The following is a 16,032-nucleotide window of genomic DNA, read 5'->3' as shown; positions in this document are numbered from 1 at the left end:
AATCACTTGATTCAGCTTTTTTATTACTCAGCGCTTTTACAGTTATACCCCTTAATCAGATGCAGATTCATCAAGTTGTATATCATTGCTTTCGATATATTCCTGCCAATGCTGATATTTTTCAGGATTTTTAAACTGTTCCGATTCAGCATAGTAATGTAGTAACTGCTTCAATGCATAAGGATAATCGGCATACTGCAATGCTTTCTCGAAATACTGAATGGCCTTTTTAATATTCTGCTTAAACTGATGCCCTGCTTCATACATCAGTGCATAATAGATCGCCGTATAGGCCTCGTCTTTATCACGCTTGATCAGCTTGGCAACTTGTGCATACGCTCCCTGTTGATAGTAGATATCAGCAAGCTGTTCTCCACTGAAATAAAATTGCTGCTCGGCACGTTGATAATATGTTGCGGCAAGCTCCAGATCCTGTTCAACCTCAATCCCGTCATAATAAAGCCCTGCCAGATTTTTGCAGGCTTGCCCGTTACCCAGTTGTGCACTCTTGTAAAAACAGTCAATTGCCAGCTGGACATCCTGCTCAATTCCGTGCCCGTTAAGATACATACATCCCAGATTGTTCCAGCCCCACGAATTGTCCCGTTGCACTGCTTGCCAGTAATAGTCCAGCGCGCGCGTATAGTCTTGCTGTACACCTGTACCATTATCATAAATCAGGCCCAGGGCCACCATACTTTCGCTATCCCCCTGATCCGCAGCAGCCTGATAATATGGTATGGCTTGGGCAATATCATGATGTTCTTCAAAATACTGCGCCATTTTCAACAAGGTGTTGGGCTTTAGCTGGTCAAAATAAGTATTGCCTTGGGCGGCTTTCCAGCGTGAATAGAACTGCTCGAAAAATCTTAAATCCTTGCCTTGAAAATTAAAGCGGCGCAAATAAAACTGTGCAATCTGATCAGGGGCAGCTTGTACCAGTTGACGCTGTGGGCCGATAAAAAATACATCCAGATCTTTAAATAAAGTTAACAACCCCTGTTCCGGGTCGTAACGCTCAATTGCCGGCGCAATATAGTCAAAACCTGTTGTTGCCTGCATGTTTTGTTTTGCATCATAGTAATAGCTTCCAGCTGTCGTGATGCACTGGAACAAGCCATGACTGACATGTTCGATACGCTCAAACGAATTGTCCAGCGGGATCAACCATTGCTGTTGCTTGGCATCGAACAGACCATATTTCCCTGCATGTTCAAAAAGATAAATATCCTCAAGCTCATGCAGATATTCTCCCTCAATCAGCTTCTCCATACCTTGCGCTAACAGAAAACGATGGGTTTCGGTCTGATAGACAGACCATTGCTTGTGCTTGCGATAAGCAAAACTCCGATAACCATAATCCGACCATGCTTTTAGCTGATCAATATCATCAATCAGTAACTCGCCATCTGGTTTTAATACACAAATCTTGCGCTGGAACTTATTCGGCTTGACCCATAAATAGCCATGACTGAGGGGTTTTAGTACATCTTCAACATACTCCCCCAGATAGCTGCCGTTACTGAGGAAATAGCGTCTCTTTGCCGAGCCTTTTTGTGCACTGTAATACAGCTTAACCTGTTCACTTAAATAATCTATCTCAAAAGGATGCTCCGATGATTCAGCAATCACAGCCTGATGCTGGAGATTAACCAGTTGATATACACCATCTTTAAACACATTAAACAGATCAAAATAAAGAAGCTGTTCAACTGCTTCGTAGCAGGCGGGAATCATCCATTGTCCATCCTCAATACAGATTAGCCCTTCTAGTTCAGGGCTTTGCTGTGGATGAACCACTGCATAACTTTTACCTTCAAGTTGAAAACTGTCATAGGCATCTGCAAACTGCGCCTCAAGCAGAATCTTCCCATAATGATTGAGATAACCATATTGTGCATTGCGCTCAAATACGGCGATGCCCTCATCATTAAATGCCCAGATCTCGCTCATCTGCGGTGCAAGAACAACCTCGCCTTTACGGTTTTTGAGCCCCCACAGGCCATTCTCTTCAAAGCTTTCCGATGCATCCCGATACAGAGATTCTTCCCAATAGCCCAGACCCCATTGCACCCAGTCTGTCTGCAAGATATCCAGAAAGTTTTCATAACCAGTCCCGGCCAATACAGCATCCAGAACAGTTAAATCCCGCTGCTCCAGAGCCTGATCATACAAGACTTTTTTCTCCAGGATGTCTTCAAGCCACTGCTGTGCCTGCTGACGATGACTGTCATCATTCATATTAAAGACATCAGTAGCATCCATTTCAAAATGCTCATAAGGCAAGTGCTGTAACAGCTCAAACATGGTCTGCCGGGCCTCTACACAGCCCGCCTGTTCACTGAATTGATATTGTTCATTTAATAACTCATAAAAACGTTGTAAGTACTCAACACCACCCTGGCGGTCAAAGTACAGCAAATGCCCCTTACGGGAAGGTTGTGCAAAAAACAGCGGCAGTAACAGGAGTGGAATTTCATAATTCCATTCACCTAGATAGCCTAAATCGCTATGCCGTTTATCTTTATCAACGTTATATAAATAAATACGATGTGCCATGTATTTGTCTCTAGTTATTATCTTTATGAAAGTTCATACCCGAATACAGCGTAAGACTACACTTTTATAACCACACCTTATAGGTGTTGCTTACTTGATGGTGAATGTTGCACTTATACTGATCTATCTAGCCCGTTTAAACTTCACATAATAATCATTTAAAACTTTAATCGCTTGCTTGAGTTCTTTGAGATTTTCTTCACTATTACCCAACCGCTCAACAAAACGTTGTGAATGAATTTCCAGATCAATTTTTTCATTAATTTGCGGTGCAATCCGGAACAGCTTTTCCAAGTCATCAAAACGGTCTAATTTCCGGTTTGAAAAATATTCCAGACGAAATCCCAGTTCATTCAGTACCACACCATTTAAAATTGGCCCCTGTTCAGCATCAAAAGACAAAGCGCGTTCTTTTAGAAATAGCTGCTCAGGTGTTTGTTTAGAACTTTTGAAGAGATTGGTAAATTGACTTAACATTTTGGGGTGATCATATGACTATTTTCAGATCTATTAAACCGTTAAATCCAGGCTTGAAGCAACCATCACATCAGTTGATATAAAAAAAGCACCTTGTAACAGATGCTTTCTGAACAGTTATGCGCCGTACTGCTTCTTTAAATATTCCATAATTTTGGCAGATTCAAACATTTTTACGCCTGTATTTGGATCAACCAGATAAGGCACCTGAATATCGCGTCCCATCACCGCAACCACCTTTTCACGTTTACCATTTGGCAATGGAATATATTGACCGGGTTTTAAACGCAATACAGCTGGCCCCATATCCTGCCAGCGCTCCTTTGGCACATTATGCAATATATAAGGCAGTTCCAGTTCTGTTAGCAGTTCGCGCACCAGACGGGTATAGGGGCTCGCTTCAAAGCTCCATAGTTCCAGTAACTGCGCTGGTGCCGGACGATCAACAATCTGCTGGTTAATCCAGATGCCACGGGCAGCATTGGCCAGGGTTGCCAAAGTCGATACGTATGGAAGCTTTGGATAATGACGGTACTTTTTCGGGGTCTGTCCAGTATTCCCATAGTGCTTAAACAGATGATCAATAATCGCTTGTGACTCATATAACTGGTCACCAGTATTTTCATCAATCAAAAAGGGAAATTGGGCTTTGCCTCCTTGTGCGATCACGACCTGCCGATACTTCTGCCCGCCTTTAGGACATGGATAAATTTCCACGTCCAGATTCAGTAAAGTAATCACTTCACGGACACGGCGGCAAAATGGTGAACCTTCAAACTCATAGAGCCTGATTGCCTTTGCCGGTTGATTGGGAAATGGTGTACCAGAAACCCCTCTTCCCCCTTCAATCACACTGGCAACCACAGATTGTAAAACCTTCAGTTGATGATTCACCTGATTTAGCATCGTGCTCTCCTTTTAGCAGTCGACCAGTTTTTCTTTTGCAATCACGATGCCATTATTATCTGCATAGATATAATCGCCCGAATTGATGGTCACTCCACCAAAATACAAGCTGATATCAACTTCACCTATGCCTTTGCGGTTACTTTTTTGCGGAATTGCAGCCAATGCATGTACCCCAAGATCCAGTTCTGCAAGTGCATCTACATCCCGTACACAGCCATAAATCACGACGCCATTCCAGTGATTTTTCACCGCTGACTCGGCAATCATGTCGCCCATCAGGGCACAGCGCATCGACGCCCCACCATCAACCACCAGAACTTTACCGCTACCATCGGTGGCCAAGAGTTCTTTCACACGTGAGTTATCTTCAAAACACTTTACAGTCACCACTTGACCACCAAAGGTTTTACGCGCGCCATAGCTTTTAAAGAATTTACCATCTAAAGAAGGTGTGACCACTTGCAGCTCTTTTTCAGGGTTATCATCTAACAAATCACAGGTTACAAAAGGAATTGTTGTCACTGAAATTCTCCGTTATTTGCTTTGTTGTATACTCAGGTTATCGTACAGTTTAAATGCGGCAGTCTGGGTTTGTGCTGCGACCCGCATAGTATGCGCCAATTGTTCTGCTGTAACAGGCTTAAGTTTAAACGGCCGAGTCCATGTTTTTTCGACCAGCTTAAAGGCGGTTTGCGCCAGATCCTCGAGCAGGCGTATTTCACTGCGTTTCCCGATGAGCAGTGACGGCTGGAAAATAGAGAGCTTATAAATTGACAGGCTTTTTAAGTAGTTTTCCAGTTCACCTTTGACTTTATTATAGAAAATTGGCGAATTTGCATTCGCTCCCAATGCACTGACGATCAATAAATGAATATTTTTATCCTGAATCAAATCAGCAAAATGGGCATTAATTTCGTAATCGATCGCATAAAAAGCATCTTTGGAACCAGCCTGTTTAATCGTGCTTCCCAGACAGCTAAAGGCATGGGTGTAAGAGCTGACATCCTCATCATTCAAGAGCAGGAAATCTTCCAGAACCAGTTGGGTAACTTTAGGATAAGATTTTAATATTTCATAATTTTTCCTAACCACAACGGTAATTGAACTAAAATCTTCAGCGCGTTGTAATTCATCAACCAGTGCCTGGCCAACCAGTCCTGTCGCACCAATCACGATTGCTTTCTTGTCACCTGTTTGCATTTTTAATTCTTCCAAGTCATCACTAGGGCTAATGTAACGTTTTCTTGCTCGATTATCATCTGTTAAATGTACTTAAAAGTATCACAAGACTTGACTTCGGGGCTTAGTTTCCTCAAAATATGGCACTTGTTTACGGGCTGGTGAATGTTGCCAATATATTTTGGTTTTAACTTCAGCCCGCCCAGACCAACTTATTTTCAAGGAGTGCACGAGTGGCAAACTCTGCTCAAGCTAAAAAACGTGCTCGTCAAAACGTTAAAGCACGTAAACACAACGCAAGCTTGCGTTCTATGGTTCGTACTTACATCAAACGTACTGTAAATGCGATCGCTGCTGGTGATTATACTGTTGCTACAGAAGCTTACAAAAAAGCTGTTCCTGTAATCGACCGTATGGCTGATAAAGGCATCATCCACAAAAACAAAGCTGCTCGTCATAAGAGCCGCTTGAACGCTCAAGTTAAAGCATTAGCTAACTAATTTGATGCATATAAAAGAGCCCGAATTTTCGGGCTTTTTTATTGTCTTTATTTTTTGAGATAAGGCTGTAGCCCTGTCCCCGCCTCTTCTACTATCAGCATAAGCTTCTGGCAAAACTTATAACTTTCCTCGAGCAGCCCCAGATCACGTGTCCGCGCATTGTGCCGAGTAAAAGCCTGTTTATAAAACTGATAGCGCTCATTTAAATAATCATCATCCAGACCAAGTGCAATCATCATTAACTCAAAACGGAAATCCAGATCTACCGTAAAGTCAGCAGGCATATCACCATAGGCCCACGCTTGCAGCACTTCCAGTCGACCTTTTCCAATGTTTGAAAAGATAAAATGAATATAAGCATCCAGCTGCTTAAAAAATTCCTGAATATCGGCTTGGTTTTCCCAACGACCCGTTAAAGCAAAGCAAGGCTCAGACTTGTATTGCCCCATCAAACGCCGATGCACATCCATCGAACGCAGCCGGAAGATCAAGCGTTCAGATAGCTGCTCCTGCAAGTGCTGAGGAATAAACCGATCGGTAAAATCCATTGCAAAAGACAGCATCGGACTAATGGTCAGTTTTCTCAGCACCATTTTTAACTGATAAAACACCCCAAGCTGCTTCTGGGTCAACAAAAAGCAGCGATAACCTGTATCCAGCGCCAATTCTGGCCGACCGATATTTCCCCAGTTGGAAATATAATCATGTGCAACATTAAACACTTCAAGCTTGAGATGTCTGGTCACGTCCTGCTGCTCAAACCACTGACCAATCAGTTGCTCGGCAGCCGCCATATTATGCGGCATCTCAAACTCGCCTGTGTCCAGACGTGATCTGGTTTCTTCAACCACCTGAACGGGTTTTAGCTCCAAAGGGTGCAACAAATAAGGTTGCAGCATATGGGTTACTGCATTTTCAGGAGACTGTAATTCACCGATTGCCCAGACATTATAATTTGGCTCGTAAAACCCAACACCACTCTGTTGCACCGCTTCATAAAAGACCCGGTAAATAGCATCATTTTGTGCTTCTTGTACCAATGCATTCAAACGCACACTCGCACACACCCCTTGGCCAAATTGCTGTCTGATCTGCTGCACCCATTGCCGAGCAGGCTCAGAGAAATAGGCCTGATATTGCGGATCACAGATTTTACTGGCAAATAAGTTTAACCATGCCTGCAAGGTCTTGCCGTGACTGGAAATATTGCAATATTGCTGATGCAGCTCAACAGCAACCTGATGGGCATCTTCTTCTGAAGGCACCTTGCCTGTAAAAATCTCAGGCTCCCATAAATAAATTGTGTCTGATAACATCTTTTTATCCAATTATGTGTCAGTTTTCTCTTTTTATTTTCCTATCATGACGAAAAACGTCATCTATTAAAAGTACAGTTTTTATTATTTTTAAGGTCACTCTCACATTTATACATCACAAAGTACACCGATTACGCTGTTCCACTGATTTAAATTATTTTTCTCGATCAGCCCCCCGCTACATTTTATTACCTAAATAACACTCTATTAAATTTTCTTTAATTTATATTGAATATTATTTAAACAATAGCAAAAACAATCGTAGCAGGAGCGCACTATGATTCACATCTGGAAAATCATCCCTCTGACAGTCGCCCTTTCATGGAGTAGCCTTGGCCTGGCAGCCAACTGCTCAAGTGCACTACACAACAATACGGTAAACCAGCTTAACATTCCTGCTGGCGCCACCTGTACAGTCAGCAACTCGTCTGTAGAAGGTGATGTGAGCTTGCAGAAAGGTGCCAGCCTGATATTAAACAGCGCCTCAATTCAAGGCAGCATACACGCCAATCAGGCTAAAGCAGTTCGGTTAATCAATTCCAGTGTTAGCGGCGATGTACATGCCTCACAGGCAGCAACTACAATCACTTTAGAAAAATCGGTCATTTCCGGAGATATACATTGCGCTTCATCAACCAGACTACAAGTAAACCAGAGCAGTATCGAAGGACAGAAAATCGGCCAATGCCGTTCCTTATGAGGCACATTTGCTTATTCAACCCCACCCGGATTCACCATTCGGGCTCGGGGTTGATTCAGGCAGAACCCGGCTCTACAGACCAGTAGGCCTGATGGTATTTTATTTTTCAGAACAGGTTTAAGCCACCCACTTATTTACCGCTTAAAAACTGCTTGATATCCAAAACCTTTCTTTCTCCACGCCAAATCCATTTTAGCTGACTCTCTGCAAAATCATCGCCTTCAAACCACACAAACAAACCCTCCATCATATCTGGCCAGTCTGTTTGCTCAATCTGGTTCTTACCCGAAATCACCGCAATGATTGCCGCCAGTATGGTATCGTGACTGACCGCAAGGCTTAGGCTATTTTGCTGGGACGGATGAGTATGATAAAGCAGCTCCAATACATCAAATACCCCTGTGATCGGATGTTTCATGCCCGGCAGTGCGTTATTCACAAAACTGTTAATAAAACCCAATGCGCCCTGTTTGCGGAAATAAGGCGCCGCCTGCTGGATATCCAGCACAAAGCTTCCCGGCTCAACCAGTAAACGCTGCTCGACAATTTCAATATGATGCGTATTCACAGCTTTACGGGTTTGATCCGCCCCCTCTATCATCAAGGCTGCGGTATCGACACAACGCTGGATCGGACTGGAGATACAATGCTGAATGGCACGGCCACTATGCCGACTCAAATATTGCCCCCAGGCATAAGCCAGCTCACGCCCCGGTTCTGTCAATTGCAGATCATAACCGGCCAGCCCCTGCCCATTCACCAGCTCACGCAGGGAGTGACGAGTAAACAAGGTAACAGGTGTTGAAGCATCCGGTAATAAATCCATTGCTTCAAACATGCTTTTAGGCAATAAGTGCAGGGCCATATTCACACACAAATTTGAATTTAACCCACTATAACATGAGCAGGAACATGCTCAATCGAAAATACCGGAAAGCGCCAACGCCTCAAAAGCAATTTTTTTGCATTGCTGATCTTTAAATGCGATAAAACCGCCATTTAAAACCGTTTCACGCTGATTATATAAAAAAGGCTTTTGGTCCAGTGTCATCAGCCCGCCGCCAATGCTTTCCAGCAAAGCCTGCCCTGAGCTGGTATCCCATTCAGAAGTCGGATGAAAACGTGGATAGATATCGATTTCCCCCTCCAGCATCATACAAAATTTATAGGCACTGCCGGCTTCGCGACGCTCTATCGTGCGGTGCTGCAAGATCGGCTGGATAAAATTTTGATATTTGGGATTTTTACTATTATGGCTTAAACCAATTTGCAGGGCCGCATCCGGGTCGTGTGGCTGTGGCTGATACTGAAACCATTGTTGTTGACTAAAGCTATATTTATAAGGGAGTTGCGAGGTATAACCCACATACATGACCTGTTCACAGGGCACCGCAATGATGGCAAATGTAGTTTGATGGTCATCAATCAGGCTCAGGTTAATCGTGAATTCATCCCGCTCATGAATAAACTCCTTGGTTCCGTCCAGAGGATCAAGCATCCAGCAACGTTGCCATGCCGCGCGGGCCGAATAATCACTCTCTTCCGACAACACCGGCAATTGCGGGGAGACAGTCGCCAAATGCTTCAATAAGAAATGATTCACCTTCAAATCTGCCTGGGTAACCGGCGAATCATCACTTTTTTCCTGAATATTAAACTCGCACCCGGCACAATAACTTTGGTATTCTTCCAGCAATATTTGACTAGCCTGCGCCATGATCGGAACAAGTTGTGAAATTAACTGATCTTGTGGAGCAAGCGTTTTAATAAACATAGACCAACCTTATGTCATATTCAGATTTACAGCAGCAGCCGATTGCCATGTTCGACATGGATGGCACATTACTTGACCTGGCATTTGATGACTTGATCTGGAATCATTGTTTGCCCGAGCGTCATGCTCAGGTACACCAATGCAGCCTGGAACAAAGCCAACATACACTCTTTCAATTTTACCAACAGCATAAGCATACACTATCTTGGTATTCTTCGGCGCACTGGACGGCTAAAGTCGGAGTAGATGTACTACAACTCCAGCATGAATATCGCCATAAAATCGGCCCTCGTGCCGGCTGCCATCAACTGCTAGCACAGCTCAAGGCCAAAGGTTATCGCTGCTGGTTACTCACCAATGCAGACCGTGCCGGCCTACAACTAAAACTTGAAAATGTCGAGCTTCGCCCATATTTTGAGCTTATAGTCAGTAGTGAAGAAATCGGGCATGCCAAAGAGGAAACCGCTTTTTGGCAAAAACTGCAACAGCAGCATCCCTTTGATCCTGCACAGGCCGTGTTTGTTGACGATACGGTTGCCGTACTCAAAAGTGCAGAAGATTTTGGTATCTGCCAGCTGTTCAGTATTTTGCAACCCTCCAGCAGTAAAGCAGCCAGAACAGCCTCCGAGCTCCCCTATCCGGCACTTGATCACTTAACTGAACTTTTTGATTATCTTGAAACCAACCTACAGGTAACAGATGCCAAGACAGCATGAACCCGAAAGCATGGAAGCCATGCGTATTGATAAATGGCTTTGGGCCGCACGTTTTTTTAAAACCCGCTCGATTGCCAAAGCTGCAATTGAAGGTGGCAAAGTCCATCACAACAATGACCGTGTCAAAGTCTCCAGAGATGTGCGGATCGGCATGGAGCTGACCATCCAGCAAGGTTTTGAAAAAAAGACCGTCATCGTCAAGGCACTCTCGGCTGTGCGGGGTGGCGCACCTGCAGCCCAACTGCTTTATGAAGAAACACCAGAAAGTATTGCACGTCGGGAGTTGCATGCATCACAACGAAAAATGCATAATCTAGCCCGACCGGATCATCGACCAAGCAAAAAAGATCGTCGTGATATCAATCGCTTTAAGCAGGAAAATGTCCAGTCATGGTCTTACCATGACGAGTAAAATTTCCTATTTTTGGATGCGTCATCTTGTGTCGCTTAGACACAGGCCAGATGTAGAATAAACACTGAGAATCTGCCACTATACTCAAGTCCCAACAAGTTGAGATTCAATACATCCACTTGGGTTAGTCGTTAAGAAATAAAGTTTTGAGGTTTTGAGATGGATGATAATAAAAGCAAGGCGTTACAAGCCGCCTTAAGCCAGATTGAAAAACAGTTTGGCAAAAACACAGTCATGCGCCTAGGTGATAACACTGTACAAGCGGTTGAAGCCGTTTCTACAGGTTCCTTGACACTTGATATCGCATTAGGGATTGGCGGATTACCTAAAGGCCGTATCATCGAGATTTACGGTCCTGAATCATCTGGTAAAACGACCATGACACTGCAAGCCATTGCACAATGTCAAAAAAATGGCGGTACTTGTGCCTTTATCGATGCAGAACATGCATTAGACCCGGAATATGCACGCAAGCTGGGTGTCGACATTGACAACCTGCTGGTATCACAACCCGATCATGGTGAACAGGCGCTTGAAATCGCAGACATGCTGGTACGTTCAGGCGCGATTGACCTGATCGTTGTCGACTCTGTAGCAGCACTCACCCCTAAAGCCGAAATTGAAGGTGAAATGGGCGACTCACACATGGGCTTACAAGCACGTTTAATGAGTCAGGCCTTGCGTAAGATTACAGGTAATGCCAAACGCTCTAACTGTATGGTGATCTTCATTAACCAGATCCGTATGAAGATTGGTGTCATGTTCGGTAGCCCTGAAACAACTACAGGTGGTAACGCACTTAAATTCTATGCCTCAGTACGTCTGGATATCCGCCGTATCGGTCAGGTCAAAGAAGGTGACGAAATTACCGGTAACGAAACCCGTGTTAAAGTCGTGAAGAACAAAATGGCACCTCCATTCAAGGAAGCCGTGTTCCAGATCATGTATGGCAAGGGAACCAATCAGCTAGGTGAGCTGGTTGATCTGGCCGTACAGCAGGATATCGTACAAAAAGCAGGTGCCTGGTACTCGTATCAAGGTAACAAGATTGGCCAAGGTAAAAACAATGTGATCCGTTATTTTGAAGAGAACCCGGCCATGGCTCAAGAAATTGAAAAATTGATTCGTGAGCAGCTTCTAACCAAAACCAACACTGAAGCTTTGCAAACCGAAGATGAAGAAGAACCAGATTTTTTAGAAAGCTAAGCTAAAACGCCCTTCGGGGCGTTTTTCTTTCATGAGGAAATAGATTTTGTTTAATCACCAAAAAACAGAAAAGCCCAAAACCCTGACCGGAACCCGATTACGTTCTTATGCCTTTGCCCTACTCACACGCCGGGATTATTCACAGGCAGAACTGGTTGCCAAACTCAATCAATATGCAATCCACCCGAAAGAAGTCGATGCACTGGTAGCAGAGCTGGCACAGCAAAATTATCAAAGTGACCAGCGTGTGGCCGAACTGACTCTGGCCAGTCAGTTAAGAAAAGGAAAAGGTCTGCAGAGAATCAAACAGGCACTCAAAGCCAAGCAGCTGGATGCAGAACTGATTACAGAGGAATTGCAGGAAGTAGATTGGCTTGATCAAGCGTACCAGCTTAAAATAAAGAAATTCGGAGAAGAAGTCGCAACCGACCCAAAAATCAAGGCCAGACAGATTCGGTTTTTACAATATCGCGGATTTGATATGGACGTTATTATGAAAGCGATTGCTCGGACGAGCGGAGAAGAATAACTGGTGGCAGCCCTACCAGCATGACTTCGGCACATCATAGATCTACTACCGTTGCTACCTTCCGGTCCTGGCGGGGTTCATAGAGTACAATTGCGAAGCTACCAGCAGGGCTACCATTGCCTGACAAAGTATAGAGATTTTTTGCCGAGTTGCAAGCCTTGTCCCTGTTTTTCAGCAAGTTTTCAGCTCAACTGCCTAATTCATCATCAAACACCTAATATTTTTCATCTTTTTATGCCTATTATGTGCAAACATTCAACAAGAACAGACTAATTTCTTCAAAAGTGCTTGAAGATTGTAAATGCTTATTGCATTTAAACCAGTTGCTGTTTTAATGGCTAAATCAAAAATCTATATCTGGTATGTTACAAGTAAAAGATGAAAACTTGTCCGACCACAGCTTTATTTTCAACTTATGGATGAATTTTTATGCTAAAAAAGCATTCCGTACTTTTTATGGCCCTGCTGGGTACGACCCATTTATATGCCAATGTGCCGATCGAATCGCGCGCCCTCAGCCAACAGCAGGCCAATAATGTTGTCGCAGGTACACCGAGCTTAAACTGGGAAATCATGCAAAAAAACCAGAAGCTTGAAGAAGAGATCCGCAAGTTACGTGGACAGCTTGAAGAACATGACAATGCAATTGAGCAACTAAAAAAAGAACTGACTAACCGTTATACCGATCTGGATCAACGTCTGGAACTACTTTCACAAAAGATTGATCCGCCTGAAGACAATCCAGAAGCAGAAGCCTCACCTGCTGCTGCATCCTCTTCAACCAACGCAGACACCAGCACACCAGCCATTGTTCCGGCCGCTCCGGTACCACAACAAACCACGCCTGCAACCCAGACTCCTGCTGTACAACCGCAATCAAACACAGCAACCACTGCCAATACCAACAGTCAGATTGAACTGGAAAAAGCAGCTTATACGGTTGCACTGGATGCTTACAAACAAGGCGGGGCAAAAAAAGCCATTCAGCCAATGCAGAACTTTATTAAAAACCACCCTAACGGTATTTATGTCGGTAATGCCTATTTCTGGCTGGCAGAATTCTATCTGGCGGTTGAACCTGTAGACTATAAAGCAGCAAAGCAAAACTATAATATCGTTGCGACACGCTATCCAAATTCAGCTAAAGCCTCACGGGCAGTTTATCAGCTCTACAGCATTGCCAAAGAAGTGGATCACGACACTGCTTTAGCCAATCAGTATAGAAGCAAGTTACTCAGCCAGTATCCTCAATCTGAAGAAGCCAAGTTTATTCAGAAAAAATAAGATTTTTGCTTCAATAAAAAAGCCAGTGGATATCCACTGGCTTTTTTATGACCCAGATCAAACCCTTATTTGATCTTGGCTTGTGATTTCAAGTACTCGGTATAGTCTTCCAGAACCTGTTGTCCACGGAACTGTTGATAAAGCTTATTCAACTCCTGCAACTGTTCTGGCGCTAAAGTACTGGCAACACGACTGTTCACATTAGACACAGCAACAATGACCAGCTCATTCGGCAATTTCGCCGTTGTTGCAGACCACAGACCGTCTTTGGCCGGTGCAGGAATACTAAATGCCGCACGTTCAATCGGGCGTTTTAAACCTTGGGAACGGGCAAAAGTACCTGCATTTTCAAAGTTTACCTGAGATTTGGCAACCACCTGCGCTGCCGGTTGTGTTTTAAAATCAGCCAGAATAGTAGCGACTTTTGCCTGAGCTGCCTGATAAGCCTTGGCTTCAATGACTTTGGCTTTCACTTCAGCAGTGGCCTGATCTAGAGATTTAACACCAGCTGCATGATAGTTACGCACCTTGATCCAGATGGTATCTCCATTTGCCAGCTGGATATTAGATGATGCATTACGATCACCATTTTTCACATCATCATTAAATAATTTTGCCTTAACACTCAAATCACTTAAATACGGATGATCAGTTGCCAAGGTTACGCCATTTGCAGATTCAATACGGGCACCCTTCACTTCCTGTACCGCAGCATCTAAAGAGTCATTACCCACAATCATTTCATTAAGGCTGTTTACCGTATCGCTAAACTGGTTTGACTGCTTGTTTTTCTCGATCTGAGCAGTTAAACGCGCTTTTTCAGCTTCAAATGATGGTAGTTTTACCATCGGAGTTTCCGCTTCAATAATGTGATAACCGTATTGGGTTTTAACAGGCTTGGAAATTTCACCGTTTTTCAAGGCATTGACAGCATTATCAAAATCAGCTGAAAAAACTCCAGGAGCATAGGCATCTACCAATCCGCCCTGAGCCTTGGAGCTCGGATCTTCAGAATATTGAGCCGCAGCCTGAGCAAATGACTCGCCTGCCTGAATTTTCGCATAGACTTCATTTGCAAGTTTCTGGGCAGCCGCATCATCACGTGCATCAGTGGTAATTAAGATATGCTTAACCTGACGTTTAACCGCTTTTTTCTGCTCGTCTACAAATGCAGCATAAGCTTGTTGCAACTCTGCATCAGTTACAGCAAGGTTGGCTTTAGGCAATAAGGCAGGTGTTAGTACCACATAATCAACATCAACACTTGCCACCTGCTTAAATTCATTTTTATGCTTGTTATAGTAGTCTGCAATTTCCTGGTTTGAGACTGTAACGCCTTTTTTATAGTCATCAAGCTTGATACTCGCCAAATGCAAGGTACGTTGTTCGGTCTGCAAATTTGCCAGTTGCTGTACATCCGTCTTACTCACCAAGGCATAATCCATCAATGATGATGAAATCATTTTCAGCGCATGATCTTGACGCAAGCTTGTGATCAAGGCCTGATTGGTCATTCCCACAGAACGTAAGTAGTTTTCATACAAGGTTTGAGAAAACTTGCCATTTTCCTGAAAGCTTGGCTGTTGGGCCAGCATTTGCTCAAGTTGAACTTCACTCAAGGAAATTCCCAGTTTTTCAGCTTGCTGTTGCAATAACGAACGTGCAATCAGCGCATCAAGTGCTTTTTCCTGAATCACAGGTAAATTTAAAAGTGATTCGTCGCCTTTTACCAAAGCAAGATATTGATCTTTATAGTTTTTGGTTGCACTTTCTAATTCTTTTTTAGAAATATCTTGACCGTTTACTGATTTTGCAACGTCTGCTTTATTGCTACCACTAAAATACCCTTCTATACCGACAAGTGCTAAAGGAGCCAAAAACAAAACTAACAGGACTTTGCCAAGCCAACCCTTAATGAGAGTACGAAACGATTCCATAAGAATTCCAATATTTTATTTCGGGGCAATTTTAACTGAAAAACAAAAGTGAATGAATGCAGAATAAGAATCAAATTAACTTTTTCATTCAATAAATAAAAAACGCACCCAAAATGGTGCGTTTATTGATTTAATAAGATTACGCAACCGAATCTTTTAAACCCTTACCAGCTTTGAAGCTTGGCACTTTGCTTGCTTTGATTTCAATTTCTTCACCAGTTTTAGGGTTACGACCAGTACGAGCAGCACGATCTTTAACGCTAAAAGTACCGAACCCAACTAAAGTAACCGTATCACCTTTTTTAAGCGCTTCAGTGATTGATGCAATTGTCGCATCGAGTGCCTTACCAGCATCCGATTTTGACACGCCCCCTTTTTCAGCAATCGCATCAATTAATTCTGATTTATTCATGATAAAAAATATCCTCTTAATATCGTTTGTTAAGATCCAAGGCTATAGTTTAAAAGGCCATGACGCCTTTATAGCAATGCTTTAGGGGAGAACGCAATACTAGAAAGGCCTTTTAATTAAAA

At 43.5% G+C, this 16,032-nt stretch carries 17 protein-coding genes and 1 other RNA gene; 7 read left to right on the top strand and 11 right to left on the bottom strand.

The features are described from left to right. Positions 1-51: 51 nt before the first annotated feature. The 5 genes from OC23_RS14220 to OC23_RS14200 all read right to left on the bottom strand — a co-directional run bounded on the left by OC23_RS14220 (position 52) and on the right by OC23_RS14200 (position 5,145). Positions 52-2,559: a tetratricopeptide repeat protein gene (locus OC23_RS14220; protein ID WP_038345540.1), complete on the bottom strand. Its 2,508-nt coding sequence runs from the start codon at positions 2,557-2,559 to the stop codon at positions 52-54. Between the two features lie 123 nt (positions 2,560-2,682). Beyond that, entirely contained in the window at positions 2,683-3,036 is a 354-nt protein-coding gene (locus tag OC23_RS14215) for a hypothetical protein (protein ID WP_038345539.1), read from the bottom strand. A 117-nt stretch (positions 3,037-3,153) separates the two neighbouring features. Then, positions 3,154-3,942, bottom strand: a complete 789-nt coding sequence (locus OC23_RS14210) for a glutathione S-transferase N-terminal domain-containing protein (RefSeq protein ID WP_038345538.1) — start codon at positions 3,940-3,942, stop codon at positions 3,154-3,156. A gap of 12 nt (positions 3,943-3,954) precedes the next feature. Then, positions 3,955-4,467: a ribonuclease E activity regulator RraA gene (rraA, locus tag OC23_RS14205; protein ID WP_038345537.1), complete on the bottom strand. Its 513-nt coding sequence runs from the start codon at positions 4,465-4,467 to the stop codon at positions 3,955-3,957. A 12-nt stretch (positions 4,468-4,479) separates the two neighbouring features. Then, complete coding sequence (locus OC23_RS14200) at positions 4,480-5,145, bottom strand: nucleoside-diphosphate sugar epimerase (protein WP_038345536.1); 666 nt, start codon at positions 5,143-5,145, stop codon at positions 4,480-4,482. Between the two features lie 212 nt (positions 5,146-5,357). Between OC23_RS14200 and rpsT the strand changes: the two genes are divergently transcribed. Next, a complete protein-coding gene (gene rpsT, locus OC23_RS14195) occupies positions 5,358-5,624 on the top strand; it encodes a 30S ribosomal protein S20 (protein WP_004771687.1) in 267 nt (88 codons plus the stop codon). A gap of 47 nt (positions 5,625-5,671) precedes the next feature. Here rpsT and OC23_RS14190 read toward each other — a convergent pair whose 3' ends face one another. Further along, on the bottom strand, positions 5,672-6,940 hold the full coding sequence (locus OC23_RS14190) for a hypothetical protein (protein WP_038345535.1): 1,269 nt from the start codon (positions 6,938-6,940) through the stop codon (positions 5,672-5,674). A gap of 277 nt (positions 6,941-7,217) precedes the next feature. On the opposite strand from OC23_RS14190, the gene OC23_RS14185 reads away from it, so the two are divergent. Beyond that, positions 7,218-7,640: a polymer-forming cytoskeletal protein gene (locus OC23_RS14185; protein WP_038345534.1), complete on the top strand. Its 423-nt coding sequence runs from the start codon at positions 7,218-7,220 to the stop codon at positions 7,638-7,640. A gap of 130 nt (positions 7,641-7,770) precedes the next feature. On the opposite strand, the gene OC23_RS14180 is transcribed toward OC23_RS14185, so the two are convergent. Together OC23_RS14180 and OC23_RS14175 are read right to left on the bottom strand one after the other, a co-directional pair. Beyond that, complete coding sequence (locus OC23_RS14180) at positions 7,771-8,505, bottom strand: histidine phosphatase family protein (RefSeq protein ID WP_038345533.1); 735 nt, start codon at positions 8,503-8,505, stop codon at positions 7,771-7,773. Between the two features lie 51 nt (positions 8,506-8,556). Further along, positions 8,557-9,414 carry a 3'(2'),5'-bisphosphate nucleotidase CysQ gene (locus OC23_RS14175; RefSeq protein ID WP_038345532.1) on the bottom strand — a complete coding sequence of 286 codons (858 nt, stop codon included), beginning with the start codon at positions 9,412-9,414 and terminating at the stop codon, positions 8,557-8,559. Positions 9,415-9,425: 11 nt separating this feature from the next. Between OC23_RS14175 and OC23_RS14170 the strand changes: the two genes are divergently transcribed. The 4 genes from OC23_RS14170 (at position 9,426) to OC23_RS14155 (ending at position 12,277) form a co-directional block, all read left to right on the top strand. After that, the gene (locus OC23_RS14170; RefSeq protein WP_038345531.1) at positions 9,426-10,130 is read left to right on the top strand and encodes an HAD-IA family hydrolase; all 705 of its coding nucleotides are present in this window, start codon (positions 9,426-9,428) and stop codon (positions 10,128-10,130) included. Next, a complete protein-coding gene (locus OC23_RS14165) occupies positions 10,114-10,542 on the top strand; it encodes an RNA-binding S4 domain-containing protein (protein WP_038345530.1) in 429 nt (142 codons plus the stop codon). The genes OC23_RS14170 and OC23_RS14165 overlap by 17 nt, the downstream gene beginning before the upstream one ends. A gap of 159 nt (positions 10,543-10,701) precedes the next feature. After that, on the top strand, positions 10,702-11,748 hold the full coding sequence (gene recA / locus OC23_RS14160) for a recombinase RecA (RefSeq protein ID WP_038345529.1): 1,047 nt from the start codon (positions 10,702-10,704) through the stop codon (positions 11,746-11,748). 46 nt (positions 11,749-11,794) lie between these two features. Then, positions 11,795-12,277 carry a regulatory protein RecX gene (locus tag OC23_RS14155; protein WP_038345528.1) on the top strand — a complete coding sequence of 161 codons (483 nt, stop codon included), beginning with the start codon at positions 11,795-11,797 and terminating at the stop codon, positions 12,275-12,277. 10 nt (positions 12,278-12,287) lie between these two features. On the opposite strand, the gene ffs is transcribed toward OC23_RS14155, so the two are convergent. Continuing rightward, positions 12,288-12,384: signal recognition particle sRNA small type (ffs, locus tag OC23_RS18880), an RNA gene on the bottom strand. 322 nt (positions 12,385-12,706) lie between these two features. On the opposite strand from ffs, the gene OC23_RS14150 reads away from it, so the two are divergent. Beyond that, positions 12,707-13,561 (top strand): YbgF trimerization domain-containing protein, encoded by an 855-nt coding sequence (locus tag OC23_RS14150; protein ID WP_038345527.1) that lies wholly within the window; start codon positions 12,707-12,709, stop codon positions 13,559-13,561. Between the two features lie 65 nt (positions 13,562-13,626). Here the strand turns inward: OC23_RS14150 and OC23_RS14145 are convergent, their stop codons facing one another. Then, positions 13,627-15,498: a SurA N-terminal domain-containing protein gene (locus OC23_RS14145; protein ID WP_038345526.1), complete on the bottom strand. Its 1,872-nt coding sequence runs from the start codon at positions 15,496-15,498 to the stop codon at positions 13,627-13,629. A gap of 139 nt (positions 15,499-15,637) precedes the next feature. Continuing rightward, on the bottom strand, positions 15,638-15,910 hold the full coding sequence (locus OC23_RS14140) for an HU family DNA-binding protein (RefSeq protein ID WP_038345525.1): 273 nt from the start codon (positions 15,908-15,910) through the stop codon (positions 15,638-15,640). Positions 15,911-16,032: the final 122 nt, after the last annotated feature.

Source organism: Acinetobacter sp. A47, assembly GCF_000805455.1.
Lineage (GTDB): Bacteria > Pseudomonadota > Gammaproteobacteria > Pseudomonadales > Moraxellaceae > Acinetobacter.
The sequence above is the reverse complement of the archived record's forward strand: the minus strand, read 5'-3'. Positions and strand labels throughout refer to the sequence as shown.

Coding starts and splice junctions, on each gene's coding strand:
- OC23_RS14220 (WP_038345540.1), bottom strand. CDS start 2,559: ATGGCACATCGTATTTATTTATATAACGTTGATAAAGATAAACGGCAT.
- OC23_RS14215 (WP_038345539.1), bottom strand. CDS start 3,036: ATGTTAAGTCAATTTACCAATCTCTTCAAAAGTTCTAAACAAACACCT.
- OC23_RS14210 (WP_038345538.1), bottom strand. CDS start 3,942: ATGCTAAATCAGGTGAATCATCAACTGAAGGTTTTACAATCTGTGGTT.
- OC23_RS14200 (WP_038345536.1), bottom strand. CDS start 5,145: ATGCAAACAGGTGACAAGAAAGCAATCGTGATTGGTGCGACAGGACTG.
- OC23_RS14190 (WP_038345535.1), bottom strand. CDS start 6,940: ATGTTATCAGACACAATTTATTTATGGGAGCCTGAGATTTTTACAGGC.
- OC23_RS14185 (WP_038345534.1), top strand. CDS start 7,218: ATGATTCACATCTGGAAAATCATCCCTCTGACAGTCGCCCTTTCATGG.
- OC23_RS14180 (WP_038345533.1), bottom strand. CDS start 8,505: ATGGCCCTGCACTTATTGCCTAAAAGCATGTTTGAAGCAATGGATTTA.
- OC23_RS14175 (WP_038345532.1), bottom strand. CDS start 9,414: ATGTTTATTAAAACGCTTGCTCCACAAGATCAGTTAATTTCACAACTT.
- OC23_RS14170 (WP_038345531.1), top strand. CDS start 9,426: ATGTCATATTCAGATTTACAGCAGCAGCCGATTGCCATGTTCGACATG.
- OC23_RS14165 (WP_038345530.1), top strand. CDS start 10,114: ATGCCAAGACAGCATGAACCCGAAAGCATGGAAGCCATGCGTATTGAT.
- recA (WP_038345529.1), top strand. CDS start 10,702: ATGGATGATAATAAAAGCAAGGCGTTACAAGCCGCCTTAAGCCAGATT.
- OC23_RS14150 (WP_038345527.1), top strand. CDS start 12,707: ATGCTAAAAAAGCATTCCGTACTTTTTATGGCCCTGCTGGGTACGACC.
- OC23_RS14145 (WP_038345526.1), bottom strand. CDS start 15,498: ATGGAATCGTTTCGTACTCTCATTAAGGGTTGGCTTGGCAAAGTCCTG.
- OC23_RS14140 (WP_038345525.1), bottom strand. CDS start 15,910: ATGAATAAATCAGAATTAATTGATGCGATTGCTGAAAAAGGGGGCGTG.